Here is a 17943-nt window from a genome sequence, read left to right as displayed (position 1 = left end):
TTTTCTGTGTGCGAACCTTTGCAAATCACATCGGCAGCGGCTGTCCGATCAAACGCCCCATCACGCCATGTACCCCCAGTGCCTTGATCGTTTCCAGCTCGCCTTGGGTTTCCACTCTCTCGGCTATCAAGGGTAAGTCGATGCTGTGGGTCGTGCGGCAAATCGCCTCGATGAACAACTGTTTGTCGGTCTCCTCATCGATGCCACGGATATAGGCCCCGTCGATTTTAAGGTACGCCAATCCCAGTTGAGTGAGGTTGCCAATATGGCTGAAATGACCGCCAAAATGCTGCAACCCGATACGGTAACCGGTGTCTAGCAGGCTGTGGCTCAAGCGTTGCAACTGGTCCGGCGGCGGCAGTTGGCGCTCATCGATTTCCAGGGTCAGCAAGGGCGCCAGTTCCGGCAGGGATTCGAGCATGTCGAGGATCAGTTGCACCTGCGCCTGATCGCGCAAGGTGCTGCCGGACAGGCTCAACGCCAGGGGCAAACGGTTGATGATGAGGTATTCGAGGGTGGCTTCAAGCATCGCCAGGTCGAATCGCGCCGACCAGCCAAAACGCTCGATCCACGGCAAGAACTGGCCGGCGGCAATCGCTTCGCCCTGTGGATCGAGCAGGCGTGCGAGGACTTTGTGATGCAGCACCTGGTGGGTGTCGGCGCATTGCACCACCGGTTGGAAATACAACTGCAGTTTACCTTCGTTCAGGGCGTCGTCGAGCCAGGCATGCCAGTGCTGTTGTGCCAGCTTTGGCGCACTGTCGCTACGGCCCAACACGGCCCAGGGGCGCTCGGGATGCTGCCGGGCTTCGTTCAGTGCCTGGTCCAGTTGATGCAGTACGTGGCTTGCCGGATCGCCGGGGTGGAAGGCGACGATGCCCAGATGGGCGACAGGCATGCAATCACTTTCACCGGTCAGGCGCAGGTTCTCCAGGGTGGCGCTGATCTCGGCGGCCAGGCGTGTTGCATCCTCGGTATCGAGGTCCGGTGCCATCAGGCTGAATTCGCCCCCGCGATTGCGTGCTGCCAGCCAGGTGCGACGTTGCGGAACTTGAGTCAGGCGCTTGAGCAATTCGCCGACCGCGCGGATCAACGCATCGGTGCGCTGCCCGCCGAGGCGTTGATTGAGGCCGGCCAGGTCGTTTAGCCGTAGCATCAGCAGGTGACCGTCGCCATTTTGCTCGGTGACCAGTAATTGATCGGCCAGTTGTTCGTCGAGCAATCGCCGGTTGGCCAGCCCTGTCAGGCTGTCCTGATAGGATTCGTTGAGCAGTTTTTCACTGCGCGCAGCCTCTTCGGCGAACAACGTCTTGAGTTTCTCTACCATCTGGTTCATCGCCAGCACTACACGTTTCAATTCCGGTGTGCGCGGTAGCGTCGGCAAGCTGAGAAACTCGCGTTTGCTGATGGCTTCGGCCTGGCGGACCATGCTGTCGAGCGGACGAAATTGTCGACGCAGCAACCAGCCGCCAAACACCGAACTGAGCAGCCCGCAGAGCAGCAGCCAGACAAGACTGCCCAGTGTGCTGTCCCAGAGTTTGGCCAGGGCGAATTGTGGATTGCTCAACACTTCGACCCGCGCCACCTGTTGCCAGCCCCGGGTGATCAGTGCATCGCCACCCTCGGGACGCAAATTAACCAGGTTGACGAACCAGCCAGGCACGCCATCGATTTGTTCAGGGTTGCTGCGCTGCACCAACACCTGCCGATTCTCGAGGTGGGTGACGCGGATATCGCTGAAATAGCCACTGTCGAAAATCGAACTGACCATCAACTCCATCATGGCCGGGTCGTCGATTTGTGTGGTCAAGGTCAGGCCCAGGGCGGTTGCGGCGTCCTGGGCGTGGGCGCGCAACTGCCCAAGCGTCTGCTCGCGAGAACTTTCCAGGCTGGCATAAAAACTGCCGCTGAAGGCCACCAGCAAGAACAGGCAGATGGCGAGAAACAACTGGTTGCGCAGTTTCATCAAGCGCTCCTTGGCGTGGCGGCTAACCGTCGCCCACGGCGAATCCTTCGGCTTGCATTTTTTGCAAGACATCTTGCCAGCGAGACAACTTTTTCGAGTCGCCGCTGCGCTGGTTACCAGGCTTGCCGGGCAGGTACAGGCCTTCGGCGTTGAACGCATACACCGGCAACAGGTCCTTGCGCTGCGAAGCGGGGCGGATTTCGCCGATCAGGTTGTCGAGCACCAGCGGTTCGGCGCCGGGGCTGCTGTAATAAGTCAGCACCATGTGCGCCTGGTTTTGGGTCAGGGCCTTCACATAGGTAATGCGCAGCTTGTCGCTGGGAATGCCCAGTTGGCGCAGGCTGAAATATTTCGCCAGGGCGTAGTCTTCGCAATCGCCGGCGGCCTTGATCAGCGCCTCGACCGGCGTGGCCCAGTAATCATTCTGGTGCCAGATGCGAGCATCGTCCTGGAAATCCAGCTGCTGGTTGAAGTAGCGATTCACCGCCTTCAATTGCTCCTGCTCGGGCAGGTTGCGTTCGCCTTGCAGCATTTCACTCCAGGACTGGATACGTCCCTGTGTCGGTCCCAGGCGGGCATAACGCTTTTCGGCGGTTTGCGCGATCTGCGCGAAATCCCAGCGGGGCCAGGTACTGCCAGGCACAACCAAAGGAAAACTGACCAGCAACAGCCATGCGCCAAACCGAAGTCGGAATGTTGACCATTCTGGACCACCCGGACTTCGTGGCATGCCTGGCTGCTCGAATGCAGAGAGATGAAGTCTAGGTGGTGGTTGGGTAGGCGTCGACCCTTGGGCGGGGGAGTAGCCTTCAGGATTTACGCAGGGTTTTCTGCCGAAGGATGTACAGGGTCACCAACACCGCACTGGTCAGCATGAACCCTCGGGCCCAAGGCATTGGCACCAGGTAGCAGGAGAACAGGATGCTGGTCCACATCAGGCCGATGGCGTAGACCTTGCCCTTGAGCGGAATGCCGTTACCCTCGAGGTAGTCACGGATCCACGGCCCGAGCCGCGGGTGCCCCACCAGCCAATGATAGAAACGCGGAGAACTGCGGGCGAAGCAGGCTGCTGCCAGCAACAGGAAGGGCGTGGTGGGCAACACCGGCAGGAAAATCCCGAGCACCCCCAGCGCTACGCTCAGCCAGCCGATAGCCAGCAGCACGTAGCGCAACATCAGGGAGCGGTTGCCTATGGGGTTGTCCATAGGCAAAACCTTAGTGGTGACGTGGCTTGAGGATCGCCGGTTTCTCGTCCGGTGCGTTGCACAGCAGGTACAGCGCGGTCAGGGCTTCCGGGATCTGCACGATCATGTCGTCCATCAGGTTGGCGTCCGCGGCAATGTCGGAGAATTCCGGTTGCTCGTCGAACAGGCCCGAACCGACCATGATCGGCAGCAGCATTTCGCTGACTTCGTCTTCGGCGGTTTCGAACCAGGCTTCTTCGCGCAGGAATACGCCTTCCATGAAACCGATGCACCAGCCGCGCAGGTCGGAATCGTCCGGGTCTTCGCCCAGGTCCAGGTCGCACGGCAGCTCGAACTCTTCATCGGAGGCCAGTTGACGGGCGATGTGGGCTTTAAGGCCGATTAGCGTGGCTTCGATCTCTTCGCGCTGGGCTTCGCTACTGTAATGCGGCTCTTCAGCGAAGAGGGCATCGATCCATTCACGATCGGGAACGACTTCGGAACAGATCGACAGCGCGGTGAGGTAGCCGTGGGCGGCCACGTAGTCCAGCGCCTCGTCATGCAGTTCATCGGCGTCGAGGAAGACTTGCAGGCGGGTTAGTTGCTCAGCGAAGGACATTAAAGGGCTACCTTGGGGAATATTCGATGCGGGAATTCTAGGCCTTCTTGAGCGCTTGGGCCAGCCGCACGGCATATTTGCACCCTAATGGACACCGCATTTCCCGTAGGAGCTGCCGCAGGCTGCGATCTTTTGATCTTGCTTGCAAAAAAACAAAATCAAAAGATCGCAGCCTGCGGCAGCTCCACATAGAACTCATGTTGATTCCCTCTTCTCAGTGGCGCCCTTTGCCGGACAGGGGTCGGGTATACTTGCGCGTTTTGTGATGCCCTGCTGGCTTCGCGGCTCGAATACACAGCGTCATGCAATCTGTACTTACTATTTGTCGGTGCAAGGTTGCGGGTCCTGTACCAGCCTTGCAGGGATGTTTCGGTGATTTTTGGAGTTTTTATGCTCGAACAGGCTCAGCGCGTCCTCAAGGACATCTTCGGCTACGACAGTTTCCGTGGCCGCCAGGGTGCAATCATTGAGCGCGTGGCCAGTGGCGGCGATGCCCTGGTCCTGATGCCTACCGGGGGGGGTAAATCCCTGTGCTTCCAGGTGCCGGCGCTGTTGCGCGATGGCTTGGCGGTCGTGGTTTCGCCGTTGATCGCGCTGATGGACGATCAGGTCGCGACCCTCGAAGAGCTCGGTGTGGCCGCCGCGGCATTGAACTCAACGCTCAGTGCCGAACAACAGCGTGACCTGGCGGCAAGGATCCGGCGCGGCGAGGTGAAAATGCTCTACCTCGCACCCGAGCGCCTGGTCCAGCCGCGCATGCTGAGCTTCCTGCAAGGGCTGGATATCTCACTGTTCGCCATCGACGAAGCCCATTGCGTGTCCCAATGGGGCCATGACTTTCGCCCGGAATACCTGCAATTGGGCCAGTTGGCGGAACTGTTCCCCGACGTCCCGCGCATTGCCCTGACCGCCACCGCCGACAAGCGGACCCGTGAAGAGATCGTCACGCGCCTGCACCTGCAGGACGCCGAGCGCTTCCTGTCGAGCTTCGACCGGCCGAACATCTTTTATCGCATCGTGCCCAAGGAACAGCCGCGCAAGCAGTTGTTGGCGTTTCTCGCCGAGCGTCGCAGCGATGCCGGCATTGTCTATTGCCTGTCGCGCAAGAAAGTCGAGGAAGTGGCCGCGTTCCTCACTGAACAAGGTTTCCCGGCGCTGCCGTATCACGCCGGCCTGCCCAACGATCTGCGCGCTCACAACCAGAAGCGCTTCCTCAACGAGGAAGGCCTGATCATGGTCGCGACCGTGGCCTTTGGCATGGGCATCGACAAACCCAACGTGCGCTTTGTCGCCCACCTCGACTTGCCAAAGTCGCTTGAGGCCTATTACCAGGAAACCGGACGCGGCGGCCGTGACGGTTTGCCGGCCGACGCCTGGATGGCCTACGGCCTGCAAGATGTGGTGATGCTCAAGCAAATGTTGCAGAACTCCGAAGGCGACGAACGCCACAAGCGTCTGGAGCAACACAAGCTCGATGCCATGCTGTCGCTGTGCGAGGAAACCCGCTGCCGTCGCCAGACATTGCTGGCCTACTTTGACGAAGAAATGCCCGAGCCCTGCGGGCATTGCGACAACTGTGTCGACGGCGTGCAAACCTGGGACGCCACAGAGCCCGCCCGCCAGGCGCTGTCGGCGATCTACCGGACAGGCCAGCGCTACGGTGTCGGACACCTGGTGGATGTCTTGCTGGGCAAGGACAACGAAAAGGTGCGCAACTTCGGGCATCAGCACCTCTCGGTGTACGGAGTCGGCAAGGCGATGGCCGAAGGCGAGTGGCGTTCGTTGTTCCGCCAGTTGGTTGCCCGAGGCCTGGCCGACATCGATCTGGAAGGCTATGGCGGCCTGCGCCTGAGCGACACGTGCCGGCCACTGCTCAAAGGCGAAGTGACCCTGGAGCTGCGTCGCGACCTGAAGGCGCAAACCACAGCAAAGAGCAGCAAGAGCCAGGCGAGCCAGCTCGTCCGGGGCGAAGAGCGCGAACAGTGGGAAGCCCTGCGTGCCCTGCGCCGCAAGTTGGCCGAAGAACATGGCGTACCGCCGTACGTCATTTTTCCCGACTCGACCTTGTTGGAAATGCTGCGCAGCCAGCCCACCTCACTGGCGCAAATGGCCCGTGTCAGTGGCGTCGGTGCGCGCAAGCTGGAGCGTTATGGCGAGGCTTTCCTCGAAGTCCTCGGTGGCCAGGCCGAAGCACCGAAAGTGGTGGCAGACCTGCGCCACGAGCTGATCTCCCTGGCGCGTGCCGGTATGACGCCGTTGCAGATCGCCGGGCAGCTGCAATGCTCGGAAAAGAACGTCTACACCATGCTCGCCGAAGCCATTGGCAAACAGCAACTGTCACTGGAACAGGCGCTGGATCTACCGGAGGACCTGATGGGCGAAGTCCAGGATGCGTTCCTCGACGGTGAGGGCGAACTGCCACCCGTGTCGGAAATTTCCGCGCTGTTCGCCGGTCGGGTGCCGGAAGGGGTTTTGTACTGTATTCGCGCTGCCCTGCAGTCCGAATTCGAACTTTGAGCGTCCGGTCCCGCTGATGTAACGATTCAGTACAGAACAAGCCTTGCCTCCAGCCAAGGCTCATGCTTAGCTGACTAATTATTAGTATTTCCCTAATTTCAGTCTGATCATGAGTGTTTTATGTCGTTGACCGATCAACACCGTTTTGGCATGCAACTGGCCCAGATGTCGCGTGGCTGGCGTGCCGAGCTTGACCGTCGTCTTGCCGGCCTGGGGTTGTCCCAGGCCCGCTGGCTGGTGCTGCTGCACCTGGCGCGCTTCGAACAGGCCCCGACCCAGCGTGAGCTGGCGCAAAGCGTCGGTGTCGAGGGACCGACCCTGGCTCGGCTGCTCGACAGCCTGGAAAGCCAGGGCCTGGTGCAACGTCAGGCGGTGGTAGAAGACCGTCGGGCGAAAAAAATCGTGTTGTGTGCCCCGGCGCTTCCCCTGATCGAACAAATTGAAACCATTGCCACCCAACTGCGACATGAACTCTTCGAGGGTGTCGATGAGGCCGACGTAAAGGTCTGCATGCGGGTTCATGGGCACATTCTGGCCAACCTCGAAAAATCCTGAGACAAAGCTTCCCGTCAGACTTTTTAGTGAGCGCATTGGGCAGACTATAAGAACTACTCGGCAATATCGTGTTCGTACCGGATGCGCGAACACGTGCAGATTGGTTTTTGGTTACCTAAGGGATGTTCATGCTCAAGAGTCGGCTGTTGGTTGTACGGTATGGTGCCAGGCTGTTGCTGGCCAGTGCCGCCGTCACGTACTCGGCTTGGGTGCCGGCGTTGGGCCTGGGTGAAATCACCCTTCATTCGGCCTTGAATCAGCCGCTGCGCGCTGACATCGCCCTGGTGGATGCTGCCGGACTGGAAGAGGGCGAGTTGTCGGTCCGCCTGGCAACGGCTGACGAGTTCAGCCGCGCCGGGGTCGAGCGTGTGTTTTTCCTCAACGACCTGAAATTCACGCCCATCCTGCGAGGCGATCGCAGCCTGATCCGGGTCAGCTCCAGCAAACCGGTGAAGGAACCCTACCTGGATTTTCTCGTTCAGCTCGACCAGCCCAATGGCCGCTTGTTGCGCGAGTACACCGTGCTCATCGATCCTCCGGGCGCCGCGGACATTGCGCCGATTGACGATGAACCGCCGCCGGATCGTTCTGCTTCTGCATTTCCGAGTGTGCAGCCGGCGACGCCTGTCGCCGCCCCGGAAACGAATCCCCTGGCTGAACAACTGGCCGCCAGAGTCCTGCACAACCAGCAGATGCAGGCAACCATCGATGAGCTTAACGGGAAGCTACAGGCAAAGGACGAGCAAATCGCCGTTGAGAAAAAGCAGGTGGCCGAGTTGCAAACCCGATTGGCCGAGGTCGAGCAGGCACCGACAGAGCCAGCTGCGCCGGTTGCCGTGGCGCCAGCGCCGGTCGTGGTTGAGGAACCAAGGGTGAATTGGCTATGGATGTTGGGGTTTGTGACGCTGTTGGCCGTGGCGCTGCTGCTTGCATGGGGACGTCGTCAACGACAGCAGGATCAGGTTTCACCAGAGCCATCACCACATCACCCCCAGGCTAGTCCACCCGAAATGCACGCTGGGCCGACATTTCAGGAAGTGCGCGTGGATTCTCCTCAATCGCGCACTCTTGCGCCGGTCGCGCTCGTTACATCGACGGTCTTGGCCCCGGCAGCACCCTCGCAGCCGCCACCCACCGAGGAGTTCCAGTTGAATCTGGATGATTTGTCGATGGATACGAATTGGGATTTGGGCCCGATGGAAAACATCCAGCCCTGCGAAGCGCCTGCGTTACCCGAGCCTGAAATCGAATGGACCATCGAGCCCGCTTCCCTTGACGAAAGCCTTCGAACCAACAGATAACCCGTAGGAGCCAGGCTTGCTGGCGAACCAGGCGCTGCGGTGTAATTGCCAAACCGCGTTATCGTTCTTCGCGGGCAATAACGACCGTTATCATGGTCGTCCCCTCCGTTTCAGGAAATGCGCCGATCATGACCACCAGCAAACCGGAAATCGTCATCACCTATTGCACCCAATGCCAGTGGCTTTTGCGTGCGGCCTGGCTGGCCCAGGAACTGCTCAGCACTTTTGGCGATGACCTGGGCAAGGTGTCGCTGGTGCCCGGCACGGGCGGGGTCTTTCACATTTTCTGTGATCAGGTGCAGCTCTGGGAGCGCAAGGCAGACGGCGGTTTCCCCGAGGCCAAGGTGCTCAAGCAGCGAGTCCGCGACCAGATCGATCCGGACCGCGACCTGGGCCACAACGATCGCACCACTCAGTGAGACACCGCCTCCGCAGCAACGGCTTTCTTGCCTGATCCGCTGGAAAGCCTGCTGGACACCATGATCGCGACGATGATCAATGCGCCGCCAAGCAGCATGCGCAGGGTCGGGTTTTCATTGAATAACAGCCAGGCCATGGTGATCCCGTAAACCGGCTCAAGGGCGAAGACCACCGCAGCGGTCCGCGCCTTGATCACCGCCAGGCTGGCGACAAACAGGCTATGGGCAACGCCGGTGCAGAACACCCCGAGCAGGCCGATCCACAGCCAGTCGATGGCTCGCACTTCGCTCAGGTGGGGGGCCGCTGCCGGTAGCAGGCACAATCCGACCACCACGTTCTGGCACAACGCCGCCTGCACCGGCGGGATGCGCGCGGAGCTGGCGCGGTTGGTCAGCGACAACAGGGAAAACAGCAGGCCCGAGGCGATCGACCAGAGCAGGCCGGTGGTGGCGCCACTGCCCAAGTCGAACTCAGGCGTGACCAGCACCAGCCCGACACTGACCAGTGCCACCAGCAGGATTTCATTGGCGCGGATGCGCTCGCGGAAAATCAGCCCTTCAAGGATCACGGTAAAGGCCGGGAAGCTGGCAAAGCCCAGGGTGGCGATGGCCACGCCAGCGATCTTCACCGAAACGAAGAAGCTCACCCAGTGCCCGGCCAGCAGCAAACCGCTGAGCAACAGTCGGCGCACATCCACGGCTTCGAGTTTCTGCCAGCGGGTCTGGCTGGCGAAGCGTGCAAAGAACGCCAGCGCCAGCACCGCGAACGCCGCCCGGCCGAAGACGATGATTGACGCAGAGGCGACGGCAAGTTTGCCGAACACGCCGGTCAAGCCGAACATCAATGCGCCGATATGCAGGGCGCCCAGGGCGGTACGGGGAGTCATGGCAATCCTTGATAAAGGTATCGAATCTGGCCGACTACATCGCCGACCCCTGTAGGAGCTGCCGCAGGCTGCGATCTTTTGATCTTGCTTTTTAGAGATCTTGAAAAGATCAAGATCAAAAGATCGCAGCCTGCGGCAGCTCCTACATTGAACGTGCAAACGTCCGCTGTGTCTGTCGCCAGACTCGCGTTATTTGTCGCCAGCCTCGCGCCGCAGCTTACCGGGCGATGCGCCGAACTCGCGCAGCACTGCAGCGGCAAAGGCGCTTTGGGAGCTGTAGCCGACCCGACAGGCAATCTCGCCAATAGGCAGCGCCGAATGGCGCAGCAAGCTCATGGCCTTGTGCAAGCGTCGGCTGCGGATGTATTCCATCGGCGTCTGCCCGCATTCGGCCACGAACCGCGCATGCAAACGCGCGCTGGAAAGACCGGCTACGCGGGCCAAGTCGGCGACTTGCAGCGGGTAGGCGGCGTATTGGTCAATGTGCGCATTCAACGCGGCGTAGGGTAGGCGCCGGCCACCAACCGGGTCCGGCCTGGTGTTGTTGAGGCTGGCCAGTAATAGCACCGCGCCCTGTTGAGCGATCACCGGGTCATCGACCTGACTGTTGGCCAGCCATTCGACCAGTTGGCTCTGTCCCGCATCCAGCGACAAGCGACCGGCGTTGTCGAGCAGGCGCCGACTGGCATCGGCATGATCGCCCAGGGATTGGCCAAGCCATTGATCGCCGGGCACGTCCAGGACCAGGCATCGACTGCCATTGGGGCTGCCGCAGGCATGGTGAAAACCGGAGGGAATCACCACGAAGCTTTGCTGGACCACCTGGCTGCCACGCCCGTCGACCTCGAAATCCAGCGCACCCGACAGCCCGAACACCAATTGCGCGTGCTCGTGGCTGTGGACGATCAGGTCATGGGTGTAATGGCGCAGGGTAAGGATCGGTCTCATCGCGGTTCTCGTTACAAGCTTTCGTTACAGGCTCTCATTGCAGGGTTGATGAGTCAGGGCCCAGTCTACACCGACACGGCTTGCGCGCGCTGTCACAGGACTGACTTGCCATTGTCATGGGTCATTAACCCGACCGGTTCAAGCTTGCCAAAACTTGTCCTGAGGGTCGCCCATGACCAGCGCCGAGCTCGCCAAACCCAGTCGTAAGCAACGTGTGCGCACCTTGTGGATTTCCGACGTGCACCTGGGCACGCGCGATTGTCAGGCCGAGCACCTGTCGCAGTTTCTCAAGGGCTATCACGCAGACAAGATCTACCTGGTCGGCGATATCATCGACGGCTGGAAACTGCGCGGCGGCATGTACTGGCCCCAGGCGCACACCAATGTGATCCGGCGCCTGTTGACCATGAGCAAGCGCGGCACCGAGGTCATCTACGTCACCGGCAACCACGACGAATTCCTGCGCCGTTATTCGAAACTGATCCTGGGCAATATCCAGTTGGTGGACGAAGCGGTGCACGTGACCGCCGATGGCCGGCACCTGCTGGTGATCCACGGCGATCAGTTTGACGTGATCACTCGCTATCACCGCTGGCTGGCGTTTCTTGGCGACTCAGCGTACGAATTCACCCTGACCCTCAACCGCTGGCTCAACCATTGGCGCGCCCGATATGGCTACGGTTACTGGTCGCTGTCGGCGTACCTCAAGCACAAGGTCAAGACCGCGGTCAGCTTCATCAGTGATTTTGAAGAGGCCATTGCCCATGAGTGCGTCAAGCGCGAGCTGCATGGGGTAGTGTGCGGGCATATTCACCATGCCGAGATCCGCAAGGTCGGCGAGGTGGATTACCTCAATTGTGGTGATTGGGTGGAGTCGTGCACCGCGTTGATCGAACATTGGGATGGCACGATCGAATTGTATCGGTTGGCCGATGCGCAGGCGCGGGAGGCGCAGGTGAAGGCGGCGAAGGTGGCGGAACTGGCCTAAGAGTTTTGGCGTCTGGACTGGCCTCTTCGCGAGCAGGCTCGCTCCCACAGGTGACCGAATTCCTTCAGTAACGTGCGATCAAACTGTGGGAGCGAGCCTGCTCGCGAAGAGGCCGGCACGGGCACTGCAGATCTGTCAGGCTGGTGAATACTCTTCCATCGCCGCCTTGTAGATCGAATTCTTCGGCTGGGCAAACAAGCGCTCCATCATAGGCTCGAAGAAACTCAGCGGCAGCGTGTCATACGCTGGATCAAACGCCGCCGCATCGTACTTGGCACAGAACTCGATGGTCGCCTGATACTGCGGATGGTCGCAAAATTGCTCGCGCAGGTGCCGATCCATGCCCAGGTGATGGAAGAAGTAGTAGCCCTGGAAAATCCCGTGTTTCTCCACCATCCACAGGTTTTCAGGGCTGACGAAAGGCTTGAGGATCGCGGCGGCGATGTCCGGGTGGTTATAGGAACCCAGGGTGTCGCCGATATCGTGGAGCAGGGCGCAGACCACGTATTCTTCGTCGCGTCCATCGCGCCAGGCACGGGTGGCGGTTTGCAGCGAGTGGGTCAGGCGGTCCACGGGGAAACCGCCGAAGTCACCTTCCAGCAACTTCAGGTGCGCGACGATCCGTATTGGCAACTGACGAGCATAGGCGCTGAAGTCCGCGGCGATGATCGCCCAGTCTTCCTGCGTACCATCCTTCATGTGAGTAAAACGGGCATTGGCATTCATCGGCAATCCTCTGGTGATCTAGAACGGCACACGTCCCAGAATCATGTCGCGATACATGACGAAATCGCCGAGCAGGCTGTAGAAAGGGTGCTGGAAGGTCGCAGGACGATTCTTCTCGAAGAAGAAATGCCCAACCCAGGCGAAGCTGTAACCTGCCAGCGGCAAAACCCACAACAGCATCCAGGCGCCACGACCGATGGTCAGCGCCAGAATGAAAATCACCAACGTCGTGCCGATGAAGTGCAATCGTCGGCAGGTGCTGTTGCTGTGTTCGCTGAGGTAATACGGGTAAAACTCAGCGAAACTGTTGAAACGCTTGATGTTTTCCACGACTGCGATCTCTGTGGTCATTGTTCTGGCCGCAAGTTGTTCGGCGGGTAGCTTATTTGAGTCTAGAGTGATCATTGGCGCCAGCCAGTGACAATAGGCGCCACTTTAGTATCCTTCGGAAAACTTGCCGCGACAGACGGCTCACCAAGACAGTAAACGCCATGAGCGAACGAACGACTTCTGCAAGCTGGGCGATGGGGATTGTCAAAGCACTGGAAATGGACGGCCTGGATTGCCGGGTTCTGTTCAAGCAGCTGGGGCTCGACTACGCGGCACTCGATGATCCGGATGCACGCTTCCCGCAAGATTCCATGACACGACTGTGGCAACGGGCGGTTGAACTGTCCGGTAACCCGGCGATTGGCCTGAACATGGGCAAGGTGGTGCGGCCTGCACAGTTTCATGTGACGGGCTATGCCTTGATGTCCAGCCAGACCCTGGCCGAAGGGTTCAAGCGGCTGGTGCGCTACCAGCGGATCATCGCCGAAAGCGCCGACCTGAGTTTTCGCCTGCTGGATGAGGGCTATGCGCTTATTCTGACGGTGCATGGCGACCATTTGCCGCCTACCCGGCAAAGCGCCGAAGCCTCGCTGGCTTGCGCCCTGGCGCTGTGTGGCTGGCTGACCGGGCGCACGCTGCATCCGCGCAAGGTCCTGGTGCAAGGCGCTGAACCGCTCAATCTCGAACCCTACAAACAAGCCTTCCACGCGCCACTGGTATTCAACGCACCCTACGATGCGCTGATTTTCGAACGGGCGGACATGGAGGCGCCGCTGCCGACGGCCAACGAAGCCATGGCGTTGTTGCATGACCGCTTCGCCGGCGAATACCTGGCGCGATTTTCCGAGAGTCGAGTCACGCACAAGGCGCGGCAGGTTTTGTGCCGATTGCTGCCCCAGGGCGAACCCAAGCGCGATGCGGTCGCGCAGACGTTGCACCTGTCGCAACGCACCCTGCAACGGCGTCTGCAGGAGGAGGGCACGAGTTTCCAGACGTTGCTCGACGACACCCGCCGTGAGCTGGCCGAACAGTATCTGGCGCAACCGACCATGACCCTGCTGGAAATTGCCTACCTGCTGGGGTTCGCTGATCCGAGCAATTTCTTCCGCGCGTTCCGCCGCTGGTTTGACACCACGCCCGGCGAGTACCGGGCGCGATTGACGGGAACGCCGCTGCCGGTCAGTGACGCCAGAACGCCGGAATACACAGCACAAACACCGTAATGATCTCCAGTCGGCCCAGGAGCATGCCGAACGAGAGAATCCATTTGGCGGCGTCCGGCAGCGAGGCGAAGTTGCCGGCCGGACCGATGGTCTCGCCCAGCCCAGGGCCGACGCCGGACACGGTGCTGGCGGCACCGGTCAGGGCGGTCATCCAGTCCACCCCGAGCAGTGACAGCAGTAGCGCGATCACGCAGATGGTGATCGCGAAGAAGAACGAAAAGGTCAGGATCGAACGTACGATCTCTTCATCGAGGCGGTGACCGTTGTACTTCTGCTTGATCACCGCCCGCGGGTGAATCAGTTGGTTAAGGTTGGCCTTGAGCAGGATATAGGCGACCTGGAAGCGGAAAATCTTGATCCCGCCAGCGGTTGAGCCGGAGCAGCCGCCAACAAAACCCAGATAGAAGAACAGCATCAGCGAGAAATTTCCCCACAGGCTGTAGTCCCCCAGCGCGAAGCCGGTGGTGGTGACCACCGACGTCACGTTCAGCGCCACATGCCGCAGCGCTTCGAGCCAATGCAGCTGGGTAGTCCACCAGTACCAGGTGCCGAGCACCAGCCAGGTCACCAGCAGCATCCCGAGCAAGCCCTGGACCTGTTGATCCTTGATCAGCGCCCGGCGGTTACCGCGCAGGGTTGCCACATACAGGGTGAACGGCAGGCTGCCGAGAATCATGATGACGATGGCTACCCAATGCACCGCCGGCTGCGTCCACTTGGCCAGGGATTGGTCCGAGGTGGAAAAACCGCCCGTGGAAATCGCCGACATCGCATGGTTGATCGCGTCGAACGGACTCATTCCGGCCCACCAGAACGCCAGGCTGCCGAAAATGGTGATGCCGACATAGGCTGCGACGATCAGGCGCGCCACCATGTGTGAACGGGGCATGACTTTCTCGGAGCGGTCCGAGGATTCGGTCTGGAACAGCCGCATGCCACCGATGCGCAGCAGCGGCAGGATCGCCACCGCCATGCCGATAAACCCGATGCCGCCGATCCAGTGCAGCAGCGAGCGCCACATCAGGATCCCGGGGGACATGTCGTCCAGGTGGTTGAGCACCGTCGCACCGGTGGCGGTGATCCCGGACATGCTTTCGAAGAACGAATCGGTGTAGCTGATGTGCTGGGTCAGCAGGAAGGGCAGCGCGGCGAAGATACACACCACCAGCCAACTGCTGACAGTTAGCAGGTACATGTCCCGTGGTCGCAGATGAACATGCTCGGGGCGCCCGGGAATGACCAGGGCGAGGCCGGCGACAAAGGTGATCATGCTGGCCCAGAGGAACGACGGCAGGTCGCCGGTGCGATCGAAGATCACCAGCGTACCCATGGGTACGACCATGGCGATGGCCAGGGTTATCAGGAAGATGCCGATGATGAAACCAATGAGACGTAAGGTCGGCAACGCCATGAAATCCGCTCGGCTGAAGTAAGGAAGGCGCCATTCTACCTGCGGGGCGGGGCATGTAAACCGCACTGCCTCAGTAGTTACAGCTAGAATAGCCGCACAATTTTTTCTGGAGGTGGCCGATGCAGGCTCTCGACGTTTTGCTCAACCGTGTTTCCGTCCCGCGCCTGATCGAACCGGCCCCCACCCAGGCGCAACGTGAAGTGCTGTTTGCCGCGGCCATGCGTGCCCCGGACCACGGTCATTTGCAGCCTTGGCGTTTCCTGACTGTCGAAGGTGCGGCGCGCGAGCAAATGGGCGAGTTGCTGGCCGAGGCGGCAAAGTTGCAGGACGCTGAAGTGACCGAAGCGGCCATCGACAAGGCGCGTAACGGACCACTGCGGGCACCCTTGGTGGTGGTCGTGATCGCGCGGGTGCAGGATCACGTCAAGTATCCGAAGTCCGAGCAACGGCTGGCGGCGGGTTGTGCAGCCCACGGGATCTTGCTGGCGGCCTATGCGCAAGGCATTGGTGCGGTCTGGCGTACCGGTGACCTGGCCTATTCGCCGCATGTGGCCAAGGGCTTGGGCCTGGCCGAAGGCGAAGAGGTGATTGCCTTCCTGTACCTTGGCACGCCGCAAAAAGAGCCGCGGGTAGCGGAGAAGGTTGACCTGGCCAAGTTCGTCAGCGCCTGGCCAGCCGCATAAAGATCATTCCCACGCGGAGCGTGGGAATGATTACTTAGGCGACAGCCCCCGGCACCAGTGGCAATTCCAGGCTGGCTATAAACCCGCCCTCAGGGTGATTGGCCAGCACCAGGCTTCCGCCATGCCGTTCCGCCGCACGGCGCGCAATCGCCAGGCCCAGGCCATGCCCGGGCGCCGACTGTCCGGGCGCACGATAGAACGGCTCACCCAGCTGTCTCAAATGTTCCTCGTCCGCCCCCGGCCCATGGTCACGCACGGTCACTACAATCCGTTCTCCTTTCCGCAGCGCCTGCATTTCAATCGGCAGGCCGCCCGCCGGGTTGAAGCGCTGGGCGTTGCGCAGCAGGTTGTCCACGGCTCGCTCAATCATCGTCGGCCAACCCTTGAGGGTCAGTTGCGACTCGGCTTCAAGGTGCACGAGCTGATCGGGTGAACCCAGTTGTGCATCCTTTTGCAACGTATTGAGCAGGGCGTTGAGATCCACCTCTTCGGCACTGGCGTTATCGGCGTCAACCCGTGCCAGCACGAGGATTTCGCTGATCAACGCTTCGAGGCGGTCGCATTCGCGGGTCAGGCGCGGCCAGAGTTTCTCTCGTTCCTGCGGCGTGGCTCGCTCGGCCAGAGCCAGCGCAATGCGCAGGCGAGCGAGGGGCGAACGCAGTTCGTGTGACACATCGCGCAGCAGCTGGCGTTGACTGCCGATCAGGCTTTGCAGGCGCGCGCCCATGCGATTGAAGTCGTTGGCCAACACGCCGAATTCATCGCGGCGGTTGGCCAGTTTGACCAGGCTGTTCTGTTGATAGGTGGTTTGTCCCAGGTCATGCACCGCACCGCGCAAGCGGCTGAGAGGGCGAGTGATGGATAAGGTGACCAACAGGCTGAACAGGGTCAGCACCACTAATGCGATCCCCAGTGCACTCAACGGCCAGAGCAGGCTTTCGCGGTGCCAGGCGTCGAGTTCTGGATGTGGAATCCGGTAGATGAACAGATAGGTGTCACCGCTTTTGTCGCTGGTGTATTCATCCGTCAGGCGACGCCATGGCAAGCGACGGTCATCGTTGTTCTGCCGCGCTTCAAACGCAGCGGCACGTCGCGGGAAGGTGCCGCGTACTACCGGGTCGCCGCTTTCGTTGAGGACCTGGACATCGATGTGATACTGGCGCTTGCGCTTCTGCAGAAGATCCTGCGCCGCGTCTTCGCCTTGGGATTCGTAAGTCTGCGTCCATTGCTCAGCCAGTGTATTGAGACCTGGGTGGCGACTGAGTATCCACGCATCCTGGTTGAGCATGTGCCCGAGCAGAATGGAGAGCCCTGCAACGAGGGCGATGGCCAGCCAGAAGCTGGCCAGGATCCGCCAGAACAATGAGCGCACGGAAATTCCTCAAGCAAACACAAAATCACCTGTAGGAGCGAGCATGCTCGCGAAAAACTCAAGGACAACACGGGCTACCTGATGCCCCGCATTATCGTTGAAGTCCATCGCGAGCAGGCTCGCTCCCACAGTTCAGCTGTTGGGCCTAGGGGTTAGCGCATTATTGCGCTTTTTGTGCCTGTTGCGCTTTCCACGCCTTGAACTCGGCCCATTCGGCGCGACGTTCAGCCTGTTTCTTCTGGATCTCGTCGAATTTCTTCTGTTGATCCGGTTTCAGCAACGCACGCACGTCGGCTTCGGCTTTCTTGTGGTTGGCGGCCATTTCATCTTTCATGGCTTTCTGGTCGGCTGGCGAGAGTTTTTCCAGGTACTTGTCGACCACTTGCTTACGCTCATGCATCTGCTCGCCCATGATCTTGCGGATCTGCTCGCGCTGCTCGCGGCTCAGGTCCAGTTGGCTGTACGGGCCTTTGCCGTGCATGCCATGCATGCCGTGCATCTGCCCACCGTGGTGCGAACCGTCCATCTCGCCACCCATCGGGCCTGCGCCTTCGGGCATGGCCATGGCAACGGTCGGGAGGGCGGCGGCGAACATCAGAGCGATAAGAGTCTTGCGCATGGTGAATCTCCTTGTCTCATTCCCGGTACGTTCCGGATGAGTACAGATTACGCAGATCAAGGTCAGCGGCGGTCAGCGGTACGTAAAGCTTGGGTAAAGACCGATTGCCGGCGACCTGACAAAGACAAACCCTGTAGGAGCTGCCGCAGGCTGCGATCTTTTGATTTTGCTTTTTAAGATCAAAAGATCGCAGCC

At 60.3% G+C, this 17943-nt stretch carries 18 protein-coding genes; 7 read left to right on the top strand and 11 right to left on the bottom strand.

Features of this window, described 5'->3' with window-relative positions; genetic code table 11:
- Window positions 1-25 precede the first annotated feature (25 nt).
- The 4 genes from lapD to AC3WWR_RS22830 form a co-directional block, all read right to left on the bottom strand.
- Window positions 26-1966 carry a cyclic di-GMP receptor LapD gene (gene lapD / locus AC3WWR_RS22845; RefSeq protein ID WP_492599096.1) on the bottom strand — a complete coding sequence of 647 codons (1941 nt, stop codon included), beginning with the start codon at window positions 1964-1966 and terminating at the stop codon, window positions 26-28.
- A 22-nt stretch (window positions 1967-1988) separates the two neighbouring features.
- Window positions 1989-2696 (bottom strand): cysteine protease LapG, encoded by a 708-nt coding sequence (gene lapG / locus AC3WWR_RS22840; RefSeq protein ID WP_492599095.1) that lies wholly within the window; start codon window positions 2694-2696, stop codon window positions 1989-1991.
- Between the two features lie 79 nt (window positions 2697-2775).
- Window positions 2776-3171: a YbaN family protein gene (locus tag AC3WWR_RS22835; protein WP_020795389.1), complete on the bottom strand. Its 396-nt coding sequence runs from the start codon at window positions 3169-3171 to the stop codon at window positions 2776-2778.
- 10 nt (window positions 3172-3181) lie between these two features.
- Window positions 3182-3769, bottom strand: coding sequence for a UPF0149 family protein (locus AC3WWR_RS22830; protein WP_020795388.1), 588 nt, complete (start codon window positions 3767-3769; stop codon window positions 3182-3184).
- A 390-nt stretch (window positions 3770-4159) separates the two neighbouring features.
- On the opposite strand from AC3WWR_RS22830, the gene recQ reads away from it, so the two are divergent.
- The 4 genes from recQ (at window position 4160) to AC3WWR_RS22810 (ending at window position 8561) form a co-directional block, all read left to right on the top strand.
- On the top strand, window positions 4160-6286 hold the full coding sequence (recQ, locus tag AC3WWR_RS22825; RefSeq protein WP_020795387.1) for a DNA helicase RecQ: 2127 nt from the start codon (window positions 4160-4162) through the stop codon (window positions 6284-6286).
- 120 nt (window positions 6287-6406) lie between these two features.
- Window positions 6407-6841, top strand: coding sequence for a MarR family transcriptional regulator (locus AC3WWR_RS22820; protein WP_274074810.1), 435 nt, complete (start codon window positions 6407-6409; stop codon window positions 6839-6841).
- A gap of 128 nt (window positions 6842-6969) precedes the next feature.
- Window positions 6970-8142 (top strand): type IV pilus assembly protein FimV, encoded by a 1173-nt coding sequence (locus AC3WWR_RS22815; RefSeq protein WP_033045699.1) that lies wholly within the window; start codon window positions 6970-6972, stop codon window positions 8140-8142.
- A gap of 128 nt (window positions 8143-8270) precedes the next feature.
- Window positions 8271-8561 (top strand): Rdx family protein, encoded by a 291-nt coding sequence (locus AC3WWR_RS22810; RefSeq protein WP_020795384.1) that lies wholly within the window; start codon window positions 8271-8273, stop codon window positions 8559-8561.
- Here AC3WWR_RS22810 and AC3WWR_RS22805 read toward each other — a convergent pair.
- Both AC3WWR_RS22805 and AC3WWR_RS22800 read right to left on the bottom strand, forming a co-directional pair.
- Window positions 8555-9448, bottom strand: coding sequence for a DMT family transporter (locus AC3WWR_RS22805; RefSeq protein ID WP_020795383.1), 894 nt, complete (start codon window positions 9446-9448; stop codon window positions 8555-8557). The genes AC3WWR_RS22810 and AC3WWR_RS22805 overlap by 7 nt on opposite strands.
- Before the next feature lie 189 nt (window positions 9449-9637).
- Entirely contained in the window at window positions 9638-10396 is a 759-nt protein-coding gene (locus AC3WWR_RS22800; protein WP_020795382.1) for a helix-turn-helix transcriptional regulator, read from the bottom strand.
- A gap of 172 nt (window positions 10397-10568) precedes the next feature.
- Here AC3WWR_RS22800 and AC3WWR_RS22795 point away from each other — a divergent pair, with 172 nt between their 5' ends.
- The gene (locus AC3WWR_RS22795) at window positions 10569-11384 is read left to right on the top strand and encodes a UDP-2,3-diacylglucosamine diphosphatase (RefSeq protein WP_020795381.1); all 816 of its coding nucleotides are present in this window, start codon (window positions 10569-10571) and stop codon (window positions 11382-11384) included.
- Window positions 11385-11519: 135 nt separating this feature from the next.
- On the opposite strand, the gene AC3WWR_RS22790 is transcribed toward AC3WWR_RS22795, so the two are convergent.
- Both AC3WWR_RS22790 and AC3WWR_RS22785 read right to left on the bottom strand, forming a co-directional pair.
- Window positions 11520-12110, bottom strand: coding sequence for an HD domain-containing protein (locus AC3WWR_RS22790; protein ID WP_020795380.1), 591 nt, complete (start codon window positions 12108-12110; stop codon window positions 11520-11522).
- Window positions 12111-12128: 18 nt separating this feature from the next.
- A complete protein-coding gene (locus AC3WWR_RS22785) occupies window positions 12129-12440 on the bottom strand; it encodes an Mpo1-like protein (protein ID WP_033043007.1) in 312 nt (103 codons plus the stop codon).
- 161 nt (window positions 12441-12601) lie between these two features.
- Between AC3WWR_RS22785 and AC3WWR_RS22780 the strand changes: the two genes are divergently transcribed.
- Window positions 12602-13663 (top strand): AraC family transcriptional regulator, encoded by a 1062-nt coding sequence (locus AC3WWR_RS22780; protein ID WP_020795378.1) that lies wholly within the window; start codon window positions 12602-12604, stop codon window positions 13661-13663.
- Here the strand turns inward: AC3WWR_RS22780 and AC3WWR_RS22775 are convergent.
- Entirely contained in the window at window positions 13620-15074 is a 1455-nt protein-coding gene (locus AC3WWR_RS22775; RefSeq protein WP_020795377.1) for a TrkH family potassium uptake protein, read from the bottom strand. The two genes, AC3WWR_RS22780 and AC3WWR_RS22775, sit on opposite strands and share 44 nt — an antisense overlap.
- A gap of 119 nt (window positions 15075-15193) precedes the next feature.
- Here AC3WWR_RS22775 and AC3WWR_RS22770 point away from each other — a divergent pair, with 119 nt between their 5' ends.
- Window positions 15194-15757, top strand: coding sequence for an NAD(P)H nitroreductase (locus tag AC3WWR_RS22770; protein WP_020795376.1), 564 nt, complete (start codon window positions 15194-15196; stop codon window positions 15755-15757).
- 34 nt (window positions 15758-15791) lie between these two features.
- On the opposite strand, the gene AC3WWR_RS22765 is transcribed toward AC3WWR_RS22770, so the two are convergent.
- Both AC3WWR_RS22765 and AC3WWR_RS22760 read right to left on the bottom strand, forming a co-directional pair.
- Window positions 15792-17129, bottom strand: a complete 1338-nt coding sequence (locus AC3WWR_RS22765; protein WP_020795375.1) for a sensor histidine kinase — start codon at window positions 17127-17129, stop codon at window positions 15792-15794.
- A gap of 160 nt (window positions 17130-17289) precedes the next feature.
- Window positions 17290-17748, bottom strand: a complete 459-nt coding sequence (locus tag AC3WWR_RS22760; RefSeq protein WP_020795374.1) for a pilus assembly protein — start codon at window positions 17746-17748, stop codon at window positions 17290-17292.
- Window positions 17749-17943 lie beyond the last annotated feature (195 nt).

This window comes from Pseudomonas sp. EB271-G4-1, from assembly GCF_058791355.1.
The sequence above is the reverse complement of the archived record's forward strand: the minus strand, read 5'-3'. Positions and strand labels throughout refer to the sequence as shown.